General features: G+C 64.7%; 18 protein-coding genes. 7 read left to right on the top strand and 11 right to left on the bottom strand.

What is annotated here, in order from left to right; genetic code table 11:
* Positions 1 to 8: 8 nt before the first annotated feature.
* Genes hisA through hisB form a run of 4 tightly spaced genes read right to left on the bottom strand, consistent with a single transcriptional unit; the run spans position 9 to position 2595 of the window.
* Complete coding sequence (gene hisA, locus QX128_RS23015) at positions 9 to 743, bottom strand: 1-(5-phosphoribosyl)-5-[(5-phosphoribosylamino)methylideneamino]imidazole-4-carboxamide isomerase (protein WP_316238602.1); 735 nt, start codon at positions 741 to 743, stop codon at positions 9 to 11.
* Between the two features lie 59 nt (positions 744 to 802).
* Positions 803 to 1453, bottom strand: a complete 651-nt coding sequence (gene hisH, locus QX128_RS23020; RefSeq protein ID WP_316215433.1) for an imidazole glycerol phosphate synthase subunit HisH — start codon at positions 1451 to 1453, stop codon at positions 803 to 805.
* Complete coding sequence (locus tag QX128_RS23025) at positions 1450 to 1974, bottom strand: DUF2628 domain-containing protein (RefSeq protein ID WP_315800869.1); 525 nt, start codon at positions 1972 to 1974, stop codon at positions 1450 to 1452. Before QX128_RS23025 ends, hisH begins: the two co-directional genes overlap by 4 nt.
* 27 nt (positions 1975 to 2001) lie before the next feature.
* Positions 2002 to 2595, bottom strand: a complete 594-nt coding sequence (gene hisB, locus QX128_RS23030) for an imidazoleglycerol-phosphate dehydratase HisB (RefSeq protein WP_316183038.1) — start codon at positions 2593 to 2595, stop codon at positions 2002 to 2004.
* A 195-nt stretch (positions 2596 to 2790) separates the two neighbouring features.
* Between hisB and hslV the strand changes: the two genes are divergently transcribed.
* From hslV to QX128_RS23050, 4 genes are all read left to right on the top strand, one after another.
* Positions 2791 to 3351 (top strand): ATP-dependent protease subunit HslV, encoded by a 561-nt coding sequence (gene hslV, locus QX128_RS23035; protein ID WP_315750519.1) that lies wholly within the window; start codon positions 2791 to 2793, stop codon positions 3349 to 3351.
* Between the two features lie 3 nt (positions 3352 to 3354).
* The gene (locus QX128_RS23040; protein WP_316238603.1) at positions 3355 to 3954 is read left to right on the top strand and encodes a DUF2585 domain-containing protein; all 600 of its coding nucleotides are present in this window, start codon (positions 3355 to 3357) and stop codon (positions 3952 to 3954) included.
* A gap of 50 nt (positions 3955 to 4004) precedes the next feature.
* Entirely contained in the window at positions 4005 to 5309 is a 1305-nt protein-coding gene (gene hslU, locus QX128_RS23045; RefSeq protein WP_316183036.1) for an ATP-dependent protease ATPase subunit HslU, read from the top strand.
* Positions 5310 to 5543: 234 nt separating this feature from the next.
* Positions 5544 to 6665: a hypothetical protein gene (locus QX128_RS23050; RefSeq protein ID WP_316238604.1), complete on the top strand. Its 1122-nt coding sequence runs from the start codon at positions 5544 to 5546 to the stop codon at positions 6663 to 6665.
* A 3-nt stretch (positions 6666 to 6668) separates the two neighbouring features.
* Here QX128_RS23050 and QX128_RS23055 read toward each other — a convergent pair whose 3' ends face one another.
* From QX128_RS23055 to QX128_RS23065, 3 genes are all read right to left on the bottom strand, one after another.
* Positions 6669 to 7244 (bottom strand): Smr/MutS family protein, encoded by a 576-nt coding sequence (locus tag QX128_RS23055; protein ID WP_316238605.1) that lies wholly within the window; start codon positions 7242 to 7244, stop codon positions 6669 to 6671.
* Between the two features lie 12 nt (positions 7245 to 7256).
* A complete protein-coding gene (locus QX128_RS23060) occupies positions 7257 to 8879 on the bottom strand; it encodes a murein transglycosylase A (RefSeq protein WP_316238606.1) in 1623 nt (540 codons plus the stop codon).
* A 167-nt stretch (positions 8880 to 9046) separates the two neighbouring features.
* Positions 9047 to 9748: a Tim44/TimA family putative adaptor protein gene (locus QX128_RS23065; protein ID WP_315716796.1), complete on the bottom strand. Its 702-nt coding sequence runs from the start codon at positions 9746 to 9748 to the stop codon at positions 9047 to 9049.
* 384 nt (positions 9749 to 10132) lie between these two features.
* Between QX128_RS23065 and secB the strand changes: the two genes are divergently transcribed.
* Positions 10133 to 10621 (top strand): protein-export chaperone SecB, encoded by a 489-nt coding sequence (gene secB / locus QX128_RS23070; RefSeq protein ID WP_315800877.1) that lies wholly within the window; start codon positions 10133 to 10135, stop codon positions 10619 to 10621.
* Between the two features lie 60 nt (positions 10622 to 10681).
* On the opposite strand, the gene dnaQ is transcribed toward secB, so the two are convergent.
* From dnaQ to QX128_RS23090, 4 genes are read right to left on the bottom strand one after another with little or no spacing between them, the layout of a single operon-like run.
* On the bottom strand, positions 10682 to 11380 hold the full coding sequence (dnaQ, locus tag QX128_RS23075; RefSeq protein ID WP_316215426.1) for a DNA polymerase III subunit epsilon: 699 nt from the start codon (positions 11378 to 11380) through the stop codon (positions 10682 to 10684).
* Between the two features lie 56 nt (positions 11381 to 11436).
* A complete protein-coding gene (gene coaE, locus QX128_RS23080) occupies positions 11437 to 12036 on the bottom strand; it encodes a dephospho-CoA kinase (RefSeq protein WP_316238607.1) in 600 nt (199 codons plus the stop codon).
* Positions 12037 to 12073: 37 nt separating this feature from the next.
* Entirely contained in the window at positions 12074 to 12682 is a 609-nt protein-coding gene (locus QX128_RS23085; protein ID WP_315800880.1) for a Maf family protein, read from the bottom strand.
* 11 nt (positions 12683 to 12693) lie between these two features.
* Positions 12694 to 13533: a pyruvate, water dikinase regulatory protein gene (locus tag QX128_RS23090; protein ID WP_315740416.1), complete on the bottom strand. Its 840-nt coding sequence runs from the start codon at positions 13531 to 13533 to the stop codon at positions 12694 to 12696.
* Between the two features lie 414 nt (positions 13534 to 13947).
* Between QX128_RS23090 and hemJ the strand changes: the two genes are divergently transcribed.
* Positions 13948 to 14370, top strand: coding sequence for a protoporphyrinogen oxidase HemJ (hemJ, locus tag QX128_RS23095; RefSeq protein WP_316183031.1), 423 nt, complete (start codon positions 13948 to 13950; stop codon positions 14368 to 14370).
* Positions 14371 to 14610: 240 nt separating this feature from the next.
* Positions 14611 to 15876, top strand: coding sequence for a transcription termination factor Rho (gene rho / locus QX128_RS23100; protein ID WP_315740414.1), 1266 nt, complete (start codon positions 14611 to 14613; stop codon positions 15874 to 15876).
* Positions 15877 to 15931 lie beyond the last annotated feature (55 nt).

Consider the following 15931-nt stretch of genomic DNA (forward strand, 5'->3'; position numbering starts at 1 on the left):
GTTTCCTCCTACGCACGCGCCGCGCGGATCAGCGCCAGTGCTTCCGCGGGATCGAGGCGGCCGTCATAGAGCGCGCGGCCAGCGATGGCGCCTTCGAGCTTTTTCGCCCGTGGTGTCAGCATCGCCTTGACGTCCTCGATCGAGGCCAGGCCGCCGGAGGCAATCACGGGGATCGAGATGGCGTCACCGAGCGCGATCGTGGCCTCGAGATTGAGGCCCTTGAGCAGGCCGTCGCGCGCGATGTCGGTGAAGATGATCGCGGCGACGCCGGCGTCCTCGAAACGCCTGGCGATGTCGAGCGCCGTGACCTCGGAGGTCTCGGCCCAGCCTTCGACGGCGACCTTGCCGTCGCGGGCATCGAGTCCGACGGCGACGCGGCCGGGGAAGGCCTTGGCTGCGGTCTTCACCAGCTCGGGATCGCGCACCGCCGCGGTGCCGATGATGACACGGGTGATGCCTTTGCTGAGCCAGGCCTCCACCGTCTTGAGATCGCGGATGCCGCCGCCGAGCTGCACCGGCATGTTGACGACTTTCAACATCGCTTCCACGGCGTGCGCATTCATCGGCTTACCGGCGAAGGCGCCGTCGAGATCGACGACGTGGAGATAGTCGAAGCCCTGGTCGGCGAAGCTCTTGGCTTGCGCAGCGGGATCGAGATTGAACACGGTGGCGCGGGCCATGTCGCCCTGCTCCAGGCGCACGCACTGGCCGTTCTTCAGATCGATGGCAGGAAAAAGGATCATCGGAGCTGTCTTTCAGGCAAGCGCCCTGCCCGCCTCCTGGACGGACAGGCGCGCTGCGCTCACGGCTTCCACTTCAGGAAGTTGGAAATGAGGGCGAGACCGAAACGCTGGCTCTTCTCGGGATGGAATTGCGTGCCGATCGCGGTGTCCTTGCCGACGATCGCGGTGACCGGACCGCCGTAGTCCGCGCGCGCCAGCACGTCGTTCTCGTTGACGGCATTCAAGTGATAGGAGTGCACGAAGTAGGCGTGCAGGCCCTTCGGCCCGAGCGGCAGCCGCTCCAGCACCGGATGCTCTTGCAGCACATCGAGCGTGTTCCATCCCATGTGCGGGATCTTCAGGCTCTCGTCGCGAGGCGTGATCTTCTCGACGTCGCCGGAGACCCAGTCGAAGCCGTCGGTGGTGACGTGCTCCTTGCCGCGCGTCGCCATCAGCTGCATGCCGACGCAGATGCCGAAGAACGGCCGCGCCTTGTGGCGCACGGCCTCGGTCATCGCCTCCAGCATGCCATCGACGGAGTCGAGTCCGCGGCGGCAGTCGGCGAAGGCGCCGACGCCGGGCAGCACGATGCGGTCGGCGCGATACACCGTGTCCGGATCGCGCGTCACCACGACCTTCTGCGGATCCGCCATGCCGCGTGCGGCGCGCTCGAACGCCTTGGCGGCGGAATGCAGATTGCCGGAGCCGTAATCGATGATCGCGACACTCATCGTCCACCTCCGGGTTCTGGGAACAAGCCAATGATGCTGGCATGCGGCAGCGGCGGCGGGTGCTGCCCATTGCCATTGTCACGCGACGGCGGCGGTGCGCCGCGATCGACGGTGTAGTTGCTGTAGCCGAGATCGCTGCGCCGGGCGGCCCAGCGCTCGAAGAAGCGGCGCTCGGCGGCATCGAGATCGTCGGCCACGACGACGTCGAGCTGGCGCCAATTGCCGCGCGAATAGCTCCAGCGCTTCAGGCTCGAGGCTTCGAGCCCGAGCAGGATCGCAAGCAACAGATCGATTCCGGCAATCGCGGCGCCGCTGACGCCGACGCGTACCAGGACGACGTCGAGCGCGATCATCAGCAGGGCCCAGACCAGCATCGCAAGCCAGAGGCGATGCCAGGCCAGCCAGACGGCGCCGAGAACGGCGGCCCAGAAATGGAAGCCGTCACGGATGAAGACGAAGCGATCGGTCGAGCGCAGATCGGCTCCGGCGGCGAGGGGAGCGTGAACCGTATAAACGGGCATGTCGAAATTCCCTTGGGAGGAGGGAGGTCAGCCGCCGAGCTGACCCTTGGTGGATGGCACTTCGCCCTTGTTGCGCGGGTCGATCGCGAGCGCGGTTCGCAGCGCCCTGGCCAGACCCTTGAAGCAGGATTCGGCGATATGATGGGCGTTCTCGCCGTACAGCGTCTCGACATGCAGCGTGATGCCGGCGTTCATGGCAAAGGCGTTGAACCACTCGCGCACCAGCTCGGTGTCGAACTCGCCGATCTTGTCGCGCGCGAAGGTCGTGCGGAACACCAGCATCGGCCGGCCCGACACGTCGATCACGACGCGCGTCAGCGTCTCGTCCATCGGCATGTGGATCGAGGCGTAGCGGGTGATGCCGGCCATGTCGCCGAGCGCCTGACGCACGGCCTGGCCGAGGGCGATGCCGACATCCTCGGTGGTGTGGTGGAAATCGATATGCAGGTCGCCGACCGCCTTGACGGTCATGTCGATGCGGGAATGCCGGGCAAGCAGATCCAGCATGTGATCGAAGAAGCCGATCCCGGTCGCGATATCAACCACGCCGGTGCCGTCGAGGTTCACGGACACCTCGATCTCGGTCTCTTTGGTCTTGCGCTTGATGGTCGCGCTACGCATGGGGTCAGCTTTCCCTTGAAAACGCGGCCCTTTTATCAGGCGGATGACACCTTAGCTACTGCGGGATGACGCCCCGGACGCCTGATCTCGGGCCATGGTGAGCGGATTTCAAGGCCTGACAGGGCAGGGCAGGGGCCCGGTAATTGTATCCCGACGCCTCAGCCCCTAAATCAGGGCATCAACCAGGGATCCCCCATGCACGCATCTTCGAACGAGCCCACCGTCTGGCACGGCACCACGATCCTGACCGTCCGCAAGGGGGGCAGGGTGGTGATCGGCGGCGACGGCCAGGTCTCGATCGGCCAGACCGTGATCAAGTCCAACGCCCGCAAGGTGCGCAAGCTCGGCAAGGGCGACGTCATCGGCGGCTTCGCCGGCGCCACCGCCGACGCGTTCACCCTGTTCGAGCGGCTGGAGAGCAAGCTGGAGCAATATCCGGGGCAGCTGACCCGGGCCGCGGTCGAGCTCGCCAAGGACTGGCGCACCGACCGCTACCTGCGGCGGCTGGAGGCGATGATGATCGTGGCCGACAAGGAGGTCTCGCTGGTGCTGACCGGGACGGGCGACGTCCTGGAACCGGAGGCCGGCGTGATGGCGATCGGCTCCGGCGGCAACTATGCGCTGGCGGCCGCGCGGGCGCTGATCGACACCGACAAGGACGCCGAGAGCATCGTGCGCCGCTCGCTCGACATCGCCGCCGACATCTGCGTCTACACCAACCGCAACATCACCATCGAAGCGCTGTCGGCCGAGTAGACGATGACCGCGGACGAGATCGGCGCCCCGTCCCGGCCTTGGTCCGGACCCTGGCTCATCCTGGCGCTCGGTCTGCTGGTGCTGCAGGCCGCACTGTTGTTCGCGATGGGCCGGCTGCCGATCTGCGCCTGCGGCACCGTGAAGCTGTGGCACGGCGTGGTGCAGAGCTCGGAGAACTCCCAGCATCTCACCGACTGGTACACGTTCTCCCATGTCATTCACGGCTTCCTGTTCTATGCGCTGACCGCGCTGGTTCTGCCGTTTCTGCCGTGGCAGGGGCGACTGCTCACCGCGATGCTGATCGAGGGCGCCTGGGAGCTGGTCGAGAACTCCAGCTTCATCATCGAGCGCTATCGTGCCGCCACGATCTCGCTGGACTATTTCGGCGACAGCATCGTGAACTCCGTCGGCGACACCTTGGCGATGATGACCGGCTTCCTGCTGGCGCGGGTGCTGCCGGTCTGGCTGACCGTCGTGATCGCAATCGCGTTCGAGATCGGGGTCGGCCTGCACATCCGTGACAACCTGACCCTGAACATCCTGATGCTGATCCATCCAACCGAGGCGATCCGGCAGTGGCAGGCCGGGCCGCCGCTCCTGTGACGACGGAAATCCGGCTTGCCCTCATCCCCGTCCGACCCTAGCTAGAGCCCATGACCGACTTTTCCCCCCGCGAAATCGTCTCCGAACTCGACCGCTACATCGTCGGCCAGGCCGACGCCAAGCGCGCCGTCTCCATCGCCCTGCGCAACCGCTGGCGCCGGCTGCAGCTCGATGCCGGCCTGCGCGAGGAGGTGCTGCCGAAGAACATCCTGATGATCGGCCCGACCGGCGTCGGCAAGACCGAGATCGCGCGGCGGCTGGCCAAGCTCGCGGGCGCGCCGTTCCTCAAGGTCGAGGCGACCAAGTTCACCGAGGTCGGCTATGTCGGCCGCGACGTCGAGCAGATCATTCGCGACCTCGTCGAGGTCGCGATCGTCCAGGTGCGCGAGCGCAAGCGCAAGGATGTCGCCGCCCGCGCCCAGCTCGCCGCCGAGGAGCGCGTGCTGGATGCGCTGGTCGGCGCCAATGCGAGTGCTGCGACGCGTGACTCGTTCCGCCGCAAGCTGCGCGCCGGCGAGCTGAACGACAAGGAAATCGAAATCGAGACGCAGTCCTCGGGCGGCGGCATGCCGATGTTCGAAATCCCCGGCATGCCGGGCGCGCAGATGGGTGCGATCTCGATCGGCGACATCTTCGGCAAGCTCGGCGGCCGCACCAAGACGCGGCGCGTGACGGTCGAGGCCTCGCACGACATCCTGATCGCGGAGGAATCCGACAAGCTGCTCGACAGCGACCAGCTGGTGCAGGAGGCGATCGGCGTGGTCGAGAACAACGGCATCGTGTTCCTCGACGAGATCGACAAGATTTGCGTGCGCGAGAACCGCGCCGGCGGCGACGTCTCGCGCGAGGGCGTGCAGCGCGACCTGCTGCCGCTGATCGAGGGCACGACGGTCTCGACCAAGCATGGCGCGGTCAAGACCGATCACGTCCTGTTCATTGCCTCGGGCGCGTTCCACATCGCCAAGCCCTCGGACCTCTTGCCGGAGCTGCAGGGACGATTGCCGATCCGGGTCGAGCTGCAGGCGCTGACGCGCGACGACATGCGCCGCATCCTGACCGAGCCGGAGGCATCGCTGATCAAGCAATATGTCGCGCTGATGCGGACCGAGGGCGTGACGCTCGACATCACCGACGATGCGATCGACGCGCTCGCCGACATCGCGGTCGCGGTGAATTCCACGGTCGAGAACATCGGCGCGCGCCGGCTGCAGACGGTGATGGAACGCGTGCTGGACGAGATCTCCTTCAACGCCTCCGACCGCGGCGGCGAGACGATGCGTGTCGACGCCGCCTATGTGCAGCAGCATATCGGCGACCTCGCCAAGAACACGGATCTCAGCCGGTTCATTTTGTAAGAGGCGTCGCCCTTCAGCCTCTGCGCTCTTTCGCACAGGCGTAGCGTCACCCTCCGCTGTCGTCCCCGCGAAGGCGGGGACCCATAACCACCGAAGCTGATTGTCACTCAAGATGGCGGCTCCAGCCCTGCCTCATCACGTACAGCGGTGGTTACGGGTCCCGGCTCAAGGCCGGGACGACAGCGGTGGGTGTGGCGGCGAGCTTGCCTCCATCTCTCACCGCTCGGACATCGCATGACGGCCGCCTACAGCCGGCACTGGCGCACGATGCTCGCCGTCAACGCCGCGGTCATGCTCGGCGTGTTCCTGCACAAGCTCACGCTGCCGCCCTACATTCCCTACATCCACCTGCTTGTCGACTATCACCACGGCTTCATCAAGCGCGCGCTGATCGGGGCCATCGTCGGGTTGTTCACGACGAAGGTGCCGGTGTGGCTGGTGTTCGCGTTGGGAGGCCTCGTCTGGCTGATCACGTTCGGATTGTTCGTCCAGCTATTCCGCCGAACATTCGGATTGAACAGCGCACAGCTCCCGCTGTTCGTCTTCACCGCTGGCTCGCCGTTCGTGTTCAAGAACTTCCTGTTCACGCTCGGGCACTTCGACGTCTATGGCTGTCTTGGTGCCATCATCCTGATGCTGGTGCCGGCAGGCTCGCTCGGCTACGTCCTGCTCGCTGCGCTGACCTCGGCGGTGCTGGTGCTGATCCATCACATCCATCTGCTGATGTACGTGCCCACCATCGCCGCCATCGTCGTGCTGCGCTACTACTTGCCGCGCAGGACGACGCGCCTCGACATGGCCGTCGGCGGAGCCGCACTGATCGGACTCGGCGCGCTGTTCCTGACGGCGCAGTTCCTCGGCACGATGCCGCTGCCGGAAGCGGACTTCACAGCATATCTGCGGACCCGCATGGCCGATCCGACACGCACCGAGCTCTTGCAGTTCGCTTACGTGTGGTACCAGCCACTGACGAAGGAGGTGCAGGACACCTGGGCAAGACTGCCGTCGAACCTGCTCGGCGTTCCCGTGTATGCGCTGCTGCTCTGGCTTCACGCGCCGCTCTGGCGCACTTTCAGGGACCTGATTGGCGCGCTGGAAGAGCAGCGCCATCGCCAGATCGTCATCGCCGCGCTGGTTGTCATCACTCTCGCTTACCTCGTGATGTTCGCGATGGTGTTCGACTATTCGCGCTGGATCTCGAGCTGGGTGGTCTGCATGGTGCTGATGCTGCACGCGGTGAAGACGCTGCCCACCACAAAGCCTGTGGCCCTCATCGACGCCGGCGACCGCACGACCACGATCCTGGGCTGGATCGTCACCGCCATCCCGCGCGTCGGCATCATCCGGCCGTTCTGACGCTCAGCCCCGGGCGCGCCTGATCCGGACATAGAGCGCGCCGGCACCGCCATGTCCCACATGAGCCTCCTCGAAGCCGACAATCAGCGAGCGGAATTCCGGCAGGCTCAGCCAATGCGGCACCTGGCGCCGGAGCACGCCGCGTTCGGCATCCGCACCGATCGTACCCTTGCCGGTGATGACGAGCACGAAGGTGAGCCCGTCATGCTGGGCGCGATGCAGGAAATGATGCAGCGCCTGGTGCGCCCGGCTCTGGGTCATGCCGTGTAGATCGAGCCGCGCATCGATCTCGCTGCGGCCGCGCGACAGTTTCGAGCGCTCCTTGCGGCCGAGCGAGACCAGAGGCGGGATGGCCGGCCGGGCCGGCTTCGGCACGACCACCGGCGCGACCGGCCGCGGCGTCATCATCGGCTTGTCCGGCTGCGGCTCGGCCGTCACCATCGGAGGATGCGGCCGCACCGGACGCGGTGTCTTGCGCAGCGGCTTGACCTGGCGCGCGACCGTCTCCCACAGCGTACGCTCGTCCTCGGAGAGGCCACGCTTGCGACGGCCGCGGGGCGGCTCGGGATCTTCAGACATGGAGACGGCTTGTCATCGGCGGTTGCGGTGGCGCCTGCCATAACGCAATCGGCGGATATTGCGATCACTTTCGATACGGGGGCGGGCCTCGGGCAGGGGCACGGGCTGTGGTGCCACGACGTTCTGCGCCACCGTGGTCGCCGGGCTTGCGCTCGCGGCGGGAGCAGAGGCTTTCGCATCGTTGACCGGAGAGGCGGCGGCTTTGTTGGCCTGGTTGGCCTGCCCCTGATCCTTGACCTGATCCTTGGCTGCCTCCTTCGGCAGCACCTGCGGAAACAGTTTTGCGATCTTCTCCGACGGCCGTGCATCCGGCAGCGGCATCTTGCGGCCACGCGCAACCGGATCGAGGCTCTTCGGCACCAGCATCACGAACTGGATGCTGTGCTTGAGACGGCCGGAAACCTTGCCGGCGTCCTGGCCGGCGCCGAAATAGAGATCGGCCCGCGCAGGTCCGACGATCGCCGAGCCCGTATCCTGCGCGATCATCAGCCGGTGGAACGCCGTCTTCGACTTCTCGGATTCGATCGGCAGCTCGCCGGTGATGAAGAACGGCGTGCCATAGACGTGCAGCGACTTGTCGACCGCGATCGAGCGGCCCGGGGTCAGCGGAATGCCCTGCGCGCCGACCGCCTCGTCCTTCTCCGACAGCTGCACCTCGCGGAAGAAGATGTAGGAGCGGTTCATCCGCCGCAGCTCGTTGGCACCTTCCGGATTCTGCTCCATCCAGTCGCGGATGCGCTGCATCGACATCTGCTCGCGTGGAATGATGCCGCGCTCGATCAGGATGCGGCCGACCGGTGTGTAGGGAAGGCCATTATAGGCATCGTAGTTGATGCGAATGGTCGAGCCGTCGTCGAGACTGATGCGCGCCGATCCCTGGATCTGGGCAAACAGCAGGTCGGTCTGGTTCCTGAGCCATGCGATCTCCAGGCCGCGCCCCTCGATGGCACCGTCCTCGATCTCGGCGCGGTCGTAGTAGGGGACCAGCTTGCGCCGTCCGATCTTGCGATAGACGGGGCCCTTGTTGGGCAGACTCGTCGCATCCTGCTTGAAACCACGGACAAACAAATTGGAGGGCCGGCGATAGACTGGAACGTTGTAGACCTCATTCTGGGTCCGCGAGCCCTCGATGACGGGTTCGTAGTAGCCGGTGACGAAACCGTCGGCATCGCCGAGCTTGGAGATCCTCAGCGGCTCGAAGTGCCGTTCGAAAAAAGCCCTTGCCGCAGCATTGTCGGCGAGATCGGTGGCCCGAGCATCGCGACAGGGGTCGCGCAGGGAATCACCCAGCGCCTTACCATCCACCCTGGCATCCGGCGCTGCATCCGTCTTCGCGGCGATCGGCTTGCAGCTGGCGCGGAACGTCCGATAGGCCGCGAGCTGATCGTCGTCGTTCCAGCCGGGCACGTCGGTCCAATCCATCGGCAGGTACTGGCTGTTGCTGATCTCGAGCGGCCAGTCGAGCTGCGGGTAGGGCAGGTGGCGCATCGGCGGCGTCGCCGCCCGATGGCGCGCGCGAACCGGCTCGGCTGCATAGGGGGCGAGCGCCACGGCAGCGACGCTCAGGGCGAGCGCCGGCGTCCAGTAGGTCAGGCGGCGGGCGGTAAAACCCCGCTTCCAAATTTCGCGAACCATGCTTGCACCATCAAAGTACCACTCAACGCGAAATTCGGAGAAAACGGGATGCTGAAAAGATCCGTGTCAAAAATCGAGGATGCGCCTCTTCACGCGCCTCACGCAGCCGGTCGACAACGGGAGCAGGCGATCTCCCAATGTAACGCCAGCGGCGGCAGCCTATTCCATCAATGGCTGCCGGTTCCGACCAGCTTCCAGTTCGGATCGCGCGAGCCGGTGTCGCGGGCGAAAGTCCAGATGTCGGTGATGTCGGCGACCTTGTCCGGATTGCCGTCGACGATGTTGCCGCCCTTGTCGCGTGTCACCGAGATCATCTGCGAGACGAAGCGCACCGTGACCTGCGCGGTGCGGTCGCGCAGCTCGGCGCCGACCAGTTCGGCGGTATCGATGGAGACGAAGCGGGTTTCAGTCTTCTGCTCCTGCTTCTCACGCTCCTTGATGACGGCGTCGAAACTCTCATAGACCTCGGACGACAACAGGTCGCGCAACGCGCGGCGATCGCCATTGGCAAACGCCAGCACGATCATCTCGTAGGCGCTGCGCGCGCCGGTCAGGAAATGGCGCGGATCGAACGAGGAGTCGTCGGCGACGATCGCATCGAGGCCACGGGCGAGCGGCGTGCCCGGCTCGGCCAGACCACGCCAGCGATCACCCGGCGCCGGCATCTCGCCGCCGGGGACCGCAGCCGAGGGGTCGATGGGCTTGTTGGGAACCGGCATGACGTGGTTGTCCGGCGCGCCCTGGACCGCGTTTCGGGCGGCATGATCGAACGGCGTCCGCTCGCTCCCGGTGCGCTGCCCGAGCACGGCGCGCAGGCGGATGAAGATGAAGACCGCCAGCGCCAGGAAGATGATGGTATAAATGTCCACGTCGTGTTCGCTTTCTGACTTGTCGAGCCGAACGCGGAGCCCGGCCACCGGGCACCCGTTCTACAGGATCCAGGTTAAGACCCGTGAATCCCTGGTCGACCCGGATGTAGTCATCGAATTGGGCCCGGCCAATGGCGCATTGTGGCGCGCCGATCCTAACCCTTTTCCCCCTCAAGGGGAAATCCGATCGGCCCCGGATTGGAACAGGGGAGGCCCGTCTCCGGTTCCCTCCGACGGCCGATGCGACAAATAGAGGCATACTGGCCGGATCGAGCGGTTGCTTCGGCCCTTGACGGCGTCGGTGGCTCGTCCTTGTGGAACAAGCCGGCCCTATGGTAGCCACGCGCCGCAACGACCCGCCCTTTTTGCCTGGAGAACACTGCGATGACCAACGGTAACGGCGCCACTCCCGACGCGGCTCCTCCTCCTCAACTGAACGTGCTGGCGCAATACATCAAGGATCTCTCGTTCGAGAATCCGAACGCTCCGCAGTCCCTGGCGCCGCAGGGCCAGCCGCCGCAGATCAACATCCAGATCAATGTCGGTGCCAATGCGCTGAATGACACCGAATACGAGGTGACGCTGACGATCGAGGGCAAGGCCGAGAGCGGCAGCCAGGTGATGTTCAGCTTCGAACTGGTCTATGGCGGCGTGTTCCGGCTGGTCAACATCCCGCGCGAGAACCTGTCGCCGATGCTGCTGATCGAATGCCCGCGCCTGCTGTTCCCGTTCGCCCGCGAGATCGTCGCCAACTCGGTGCGCGACGGCGGCTTCCCGCCCCTGATGCTGGACCCGGTCGATTTCGTCGGCCTGTACCGCCAGAACATGGAACGCCAAGCCGCGGCCCAGGGCGGCCAGGTGCTGTCGAGCTGATCGTTTCGCTCTTTAAAAATTTGATGTTTGCAGGGCGTGATCCGCCGCCGATCGGGCGGATCACGTGCCGGCGAGAAACTCCATCCAGATCGGCTTGTCGCCGAGGGTAGCGATGAAGGCGCGATGTGCCTCTCGCTCCGCCTCCGTGACCCGCGGCAACAGCGGCTGCTCGCGCTGACGGCGCGGCGTCTCGCCGGCGGACCCGATGCGGATTTCCTGGCTGTCCTGGGTCAGGATCAGCTGCGACTGCCGCGCCCCGACCAGATCGACATAGACCTCCGCCAGCAGCTCGGCGTCGAGCAACGCACCGTGCTTGGTCCGGCGTGAGTTGTCGATCGCATAGCGCGAGCAGAGGTCGTCGAGACGGTTCGACACGCCAGGATGCTTGCGACGTGCGAGCAGCAGCGTATCGACCAGACGATCCCTGGGAATGGCCGCGCGCTTGACCCGGTCGAGCTCGGCATTGATGAAGCCGATATCGAACGAGGCGTTGTGGATCACCAGCGGGGCATCGCCGATGAACTCCAGGAACTCCTCGACGACCTCGTGAAACAGCGGCTTGTCGGCCAGGAACTCGCTCGACAGGCCGTGAACCGCGAACGCTTCCGCCGGCATGTCGCGTTCGGGATTGATGTAGCGATGGTAGACTTGGCCGGTGGGCATGCGGTTGATGATTTCGACACAGCCGATCTCGACGAGGCGGTCGCCGCGCAGGGCGTCGAGGCCGGTGGTTTCGGTGTCGAGAACGATCTCACGCATCTGATTTGATCCGTCTGACTTGATCCGTCGAAATTCCGCGCGGCCGGATTTGCGAATCAGCCCCGGCGCTGCGGCATTCTAACGACCTCCGCCAGGATGTCGCGGATGCGTGCCCGCACCGGATCGAGCCCGTGCGAGGTATCCACGACGAAATCGGCGCGCTTGCGCTTCTCGGCATCCGGCATCTGCCGTGCGAGCAGCGCATCGAGCGCTTCGTCCGTCATCGTGCCGCGCGCCAGGATGCGCTGACGCTGGATCTCGGGCGAGGTCGACACCACCACCACGGCATCGACGCGCTTGTCGCCGCCGGTCTCGAACAGCAAGGGGACATCAACAACGGCAACGGGCACGCCGGACTGCTCGGCGTCATCGAGAAACTTCTGATGATAGGAGCGCAGCATCGGGTGCACGATCGCTTCGAGCCGGCGGATTGCGGCGGGATCGCCGACGACCTTCGCCGACAGCTTGGATCGATCCACCTTGCCGTCCACCGTTGTCCCGGGAAATTCGGCTTCGATCGCCGGCGCGGCTTCGGCTTCATAGACCTTATGAACGGTCGCGTCGGCGTCGTAGACCGGGACGCCGGCTTCGGCGAACAGCTTCGCGGTCGTCGACTTGCCCATGCCCATCGAGCCGGTCAGACCCAGCACTCTCATCCGCGGTCACTCCCCTTACGCGTGGCTGCGGTCGGCATCAGATCCTGAGCAGCTTCGCTTCGCGAAAATAGGCGAGCAGCGGCAACAGCGGCAGGCCGAGGATGGTGAAGTGATCGCCGTCGATCCGGTCGAACAGGTGCACCCCGAGCCCCTCCAATTGATAGGCGCCGACGCTGGATGTGACGGCGTCGCCGGCGGCATCGAGATAGGCGGCGATCTCGGCCTCAGAGAGGGCGCGCATCGTCATCCAGGCGACGGCGACGTGCGAGAACAGCACCTCGCCGTTGCGGACCACCGCGATGGCCGAGTGCAGCGCATGGGTGCGCCCGCCCAGCGCCAACAATTGCTGCATGGCATGCTGGCGGCCGGCCGGCTTGTTGAACATGCGCTCACCCAATGCGAGCGTCTGATCCGCGCCGACCACATAGGAATTGGGCCTGCTTGCCGAGACCGCAGCGGCCTTCGCATTGGCGAGGTGTAACGCAATCTCGTAGGGCGCGACCAGGCCGGCTTCGGCCTGGACCGCGCGTTCGTCGATATCGGCCGGAAGCGCCTCACACGCGAGTCCTGCGTTCGCGAGCAGCATCCGCCGCGCGCGGCTCTGCGATGCCAGAATGAGAGGCTCGTCACTGCACCAGATGGACATTGATCCGCTCACTAGTCCGGAAGCCGCTGCCGCTGCCGGTCGGTATAAAGTTTCAGGATCGCGGCGGCCGTCTCCTCGATCGAGCGCCGCGTCACGTCGAGCATGACCCAGTTGAACTTCGCACTGAGCTTGCGCGCATAGGCGACCTCGTCCGTCACCGACTGCTTGTCGACATAGTTCTCATTGCCGGATTCCGCACCCATGCTGAGCAGGCGATTCTGCCGCACCTGGATCAGCCGCTCCGGGGTCGCATGCAGGCTGACGACCAGCGGCTTCTTCAATGTCTCGAGCTGGTGCGGGATCGGAATGCCCGGGACCAGCGGCACGTTGGCTGTGCGCACGCCGCGGTTGGCGAGATAGATCGAGGTCGGAGTCTTCGACGTCCGGCTGACGCCCACCAGCACCACCTCAGCGTCTTCGAGGCCGTCGACCATTTGCCCGTCATCGTGGAGCATCGTGTAGTTCAGCGCATCGATGCGGGCGAAATATTCGGCATTGAGCACGTGCTGCGCGCCGACGCGGCCGGCGGTCGACGCGCCGAGATAGGCCTCGAACAGCTGCATCACCGGACCGATGATCGACAGGCTCGGAATGTTGATCTGCTGGCACTTGCCTTCGAGCCGGCTGACCAGGTCCTTCTCGAGCAGGGTGAACAGCACGATGCCCGGCGCTTCCTCGATCTCGTCGAGCACGCGGTCGAGCTGCTTCTGGCTCCGCACCAGCGGGTAGACGTGCTCGACCGGGGTCACGTTGGTGTATTGCGCGGCGACTGCTCGCGCGACCGTGATCAGGGTTTCGCCGGTCGAATCGGAAACCAGATGGAGGTGAAAGTAGTTGCCGGTGGTGGGCATCAAATCCTTAACGATCTGTGAATCCCTGTGAAGGATGGGGCCAAAAAGCAGCCGCCGACCGCTCCCTTTGTATAACCCCGATTGTTCTGCACATGGTCGCCGTCCGGGACAACGTCAGGCAGCAGCGCGATGATATCGGGACGAGGCCCATTTGTCTCTGGATAAGCTGTCGAAGGATTTCGACAAGCGTCTGAATCACATTAGACTCTGGGGCGATCCGGCGTGTGCAGCTAGCATGTTGAGGGATGTGAACAAGCTGCGGGCAGACTGCGGATGACATTGCATGAGTCCAATCCACCGCTACCTAGACTCAAACCTTAAGATTCTAAAATTATTTGGTTTGGAGGGGACTGAGCGAGCGGATATGTCTCGGCACGCAAGCTGATCGCTGGCTGAGAGGATCGCGCGTTTCCGATGTATGAGTGGATCAAGGCCCTGCACGTCATCGCGGTCATCGCCTGGATGGCCGGCATGCTGTATCTGCCGCGGTTGTTCGTCTATCATTGCGACGCCGAGATCGGTTCGAAGCAGTCCGAAACGTTCAAGGTCATGGAACGGCGCCTGCTCAAGGCGATCATCAATCCCGCCATCACCGTGACTTGGCTGGCCGGGCTTTATCTGGTCTGGGCCGGACACTGGTATACCAGCGGTTGGTTCCACGCCAAATTCCTGCTGGTGCTGATCATGTCCGGCGTCCACGGCCTGTTTACCCGCTGGGTCAGGGAATTCGGCGCCGACAAGAACACGCGCAGCCAGAAATTCTACCGCTATATCAACGAGGTACCGACGGTGTTGATGATCGGCATCGTGATTCTCGTGATCGTCAAGCCGTTCTGACCGTCTCCCAGGGAATACCGCTCCGCCGCAGACGCCTTGCGGACAACGGCGCGATTTTCTATATTGTCGATATCCCACCCCACGCAGGCGGATGTGGTTGCGTTCCGGCTTGACCGGCCGCCGCATCAGGTCTGGTGCCTCATTGGCGCCAACCTTGCTCAGACCTGCGGACCTCATTTTCGTCCGCCTTCCCACAGCCACCTCGCATCCCTCCCAAGTCGCTTCCACAGGACCACCCCAATGCGGGAAATCAAACTACAGGACCTCAAGTCAAAGACGCCGGCCGAGCTCGTCTCCTTCGCGGAGGAAAACGGGGTCGAGAACGCCAGCACGATGCGCAAGCAGGAGCTGATGTTCGCCATCCTCAAGCAGCTCGCCATCCAGGAGATCGACATCATCGGCGAGGGCGTCGTCGAGGTTCTGTCCGACGGCTTCGGCTTCCTCCGCTCGCCCGACGCCAACTACCTGCCGGGTCCCGACGACATCTATGTCTCGCCCTCGCAGATCCGCCGCTTCGGCCTGCGGACCGGTGATACGATCGAGGGCCACATCCGCAGCCCGAAAGAAGGCGAGCGCTATTTCGCGCTGCTCAAGGTCAACACGCTGAACTTCGAGGATCCCGAGAAGTCCAAGCACAAGGTCAATTTCGACAACCTCACGCCGCTGTTTCCGGACGAGCGCTTCCGGCTCGAGCTCGAGGATCCGACCCGCAAGGATCTGTCGCCGCGTGTCATCGACATCGTCGCGCCGATCGGTAAGGGCCAGCGCGCGCTGATCGTCGCGCCGCCGCGCACCGGCAAGACCGTGCTGATGCAGAACATCGCGCACTCGATCACGGCGAATCATCCCGAGTGCTACCTGATCGTGCTGCTGATCGACGAGCGCCCCGAGGAAGTCACGGACATGCAGCGCTCGGTGAAGGGCGAGGTCGTGTCCTCGACCTTCGACGAGCCGGCGGCCCGTCACGTCCAGGTCGCGGAGATGGTGATCGAGAAGGCCAAGCGCCTGGTCGAACACGGCCGCGACGTCGTCATTCTGCTGGACTCGATCACCCGCCTCGGTCGCGCCTACAACACCGTCGTGCCGTCATCCGGCAAGGTGCTGACCGGCGGTGTCGATGCCAACGCGCTGCAACGGCCGAAGCGCTTCTTCGGTGCCGCGCGCAACATCGAGGAAGGCGGCTCGCTGACGATCATCGCTACTGCGCTGGTCGACACCGGCAGCCGCATGGACGAGGTCATCTTCGAAGAGTTCAAGGGCACCGGTAACTCCGAACTCATCCTCGACCGCAAGGTCGCGGACAAGCGAACCTTCCCGGCGATCGACATCGCCCGGTCCGGCACCCGCAAGGAAGAGCTCATCACCGAGCCGCAGAACCTCAAGAAGATGTACGTCCTCCGCCGCATCCTCAATCCGATGGGCACCATGGACGCGATCGACTTCCTGCTCGACAAGCTCCGCAGCACCAAGAGCAATGCCGAGTTCTTCGAATCCATGAATACCTGATTGGACCACGGTCTCGATCTGGACGGGGGCGCTCTTCGGAGCGCCCTTTTTGTTT

Source organism: Bradyrhizobium sp. SZCCHNR1015 (assembly GCF_032489875.1).
Classification (GTDB): domain Bacteria; phylum Pseudomonadota; class Alphaproteobacteria; order Rhizobiales; family Xanthobacteraceae; genus Bradyrhizobium.

What these genes read in the sequence shown, in the direction of transcription:
- QX128_RS23025 (WP_315800869.1), bottom strand. Translation starts at nt 1,974, where the DNA reads ATGCCCGTTTATACGGTTCACGCTCCCCTCGCCGCCGGAGCCGATCTG.
- dnaQ (WP_316215426.1), bottom strand. Translation starts at nt 11,380, where the DNA reads ATGCGTGAGATCGTTCTCGACACCGAAACCACCGGCCTCGACGCCCTG.
- rho (WP_315740414.1), top strand. Translation starts at nt 14,611, where the DNA reads ATGCGGGAAATCAAACTACAGGACCTCAAGTCAAAGACGCCGGCCGAG.
- QX128_RS23090 (WP_315740416.1), bottom strand. Translation starts at nt 13,533, where the DNA reads ATGCCCACCACCGGCAACTACTTTCACCTCCATCTGGTTTCCGATTCG.
- hisH (WP_316215433.1), bottom strand. Translation starts at nt 1,453, where the DNA reads ATGAGTGTCGCGATCATCGATTACGGCTCCGGCAATCTGCATTCCGCC.
- QX128_RS23050 (WP_316238604.1), top strand. Translation starts at nt 5,544, where the DNA reads ATGACGGCCGCCTACAGCCGGCACTGGCGCACGATGCTCGCCGTCAAC.
- coaE (WP_316238607.1), bottom strand. Translation starts at nt 12,036, where the DNA reads ATGAGAGTGCTGGGTCTGACCGGCTCGATGGGCATGGGCAAGTCGACG.
- hisB (WP_316183038.1), bottom strand. Translation starts at nt 2,595, where the DNA reads ATGCGTAGCGCGACCATCAAGCGCAAGACCAAAGAGACCGAGATCGAG.
- secB (WP_315800877.1), top strand. Translation starts at nt 10,133, where the DNA reads ATGACCAACGGTAACGGCGCCACTCCCGACGCGGCTCCTCCTCCTCAA.
- hslV (WP_315750519.1), top strand. Translation starts at nt 2,791, where the DNA reads ATGCACGCATCTTCGAACGAGCCCACCGTCTGGCACGGCACCACGATC.
- QX128_RS23040 (WP_316238603.1), top strand. Translation starts at nt 3,355, where the DNA reads ATGACCGCGGACGAGATCGGCGCCCCGTCCCGGCCTTGGTCCGGACCC.
- QX128_RS23055 (WP_316238605.1), bottom strand. Translation starts at nt 7,244, where the DNA reads ATGTCTGAAGATCCCGAGCCGCCCCGCGGCCGTCGCAAGCGTGGCCTC.
- QX128_RS23060 (WP_316238606.1), bottom strand. Translation starts at nt 8,879, where the DNA reads ATGGTTCGCGAAATTTGGAAGCGGGGTTTTACCGCCCGCCGCCTGACC.
- hslU (WP_316183036.1), top strand. Translation starts at nt 4,005, where the DNA reads ATGACCGACTTTTCCCCCCGCGAAATCGTCTCCGAACTCGACCGCTAC.
- hisA (WP_316238602.1), bottom strand. Translation starts at nt 743, where the DNA reads ATGATCCTTTTTCCTGCCATCGATCTGAAGAACGGCCAGTGCGTGCGC.
- hemJ (WP_316183031.1), top strand. Translation starts at nt 13,948, where the DNA reads ATGTATGAGTGGATCAAGGCCCTGCACGTCATCGCGGTCATCGCCTGG.
- QX128_RS23085 (WP_315800880.1), bottom strand. Translation starts at nt 12,682, where the DNA reads ATGTCCATCTGGTGCAGTGACGAGCCTCTCATTCTGGCATCGCAGAGC.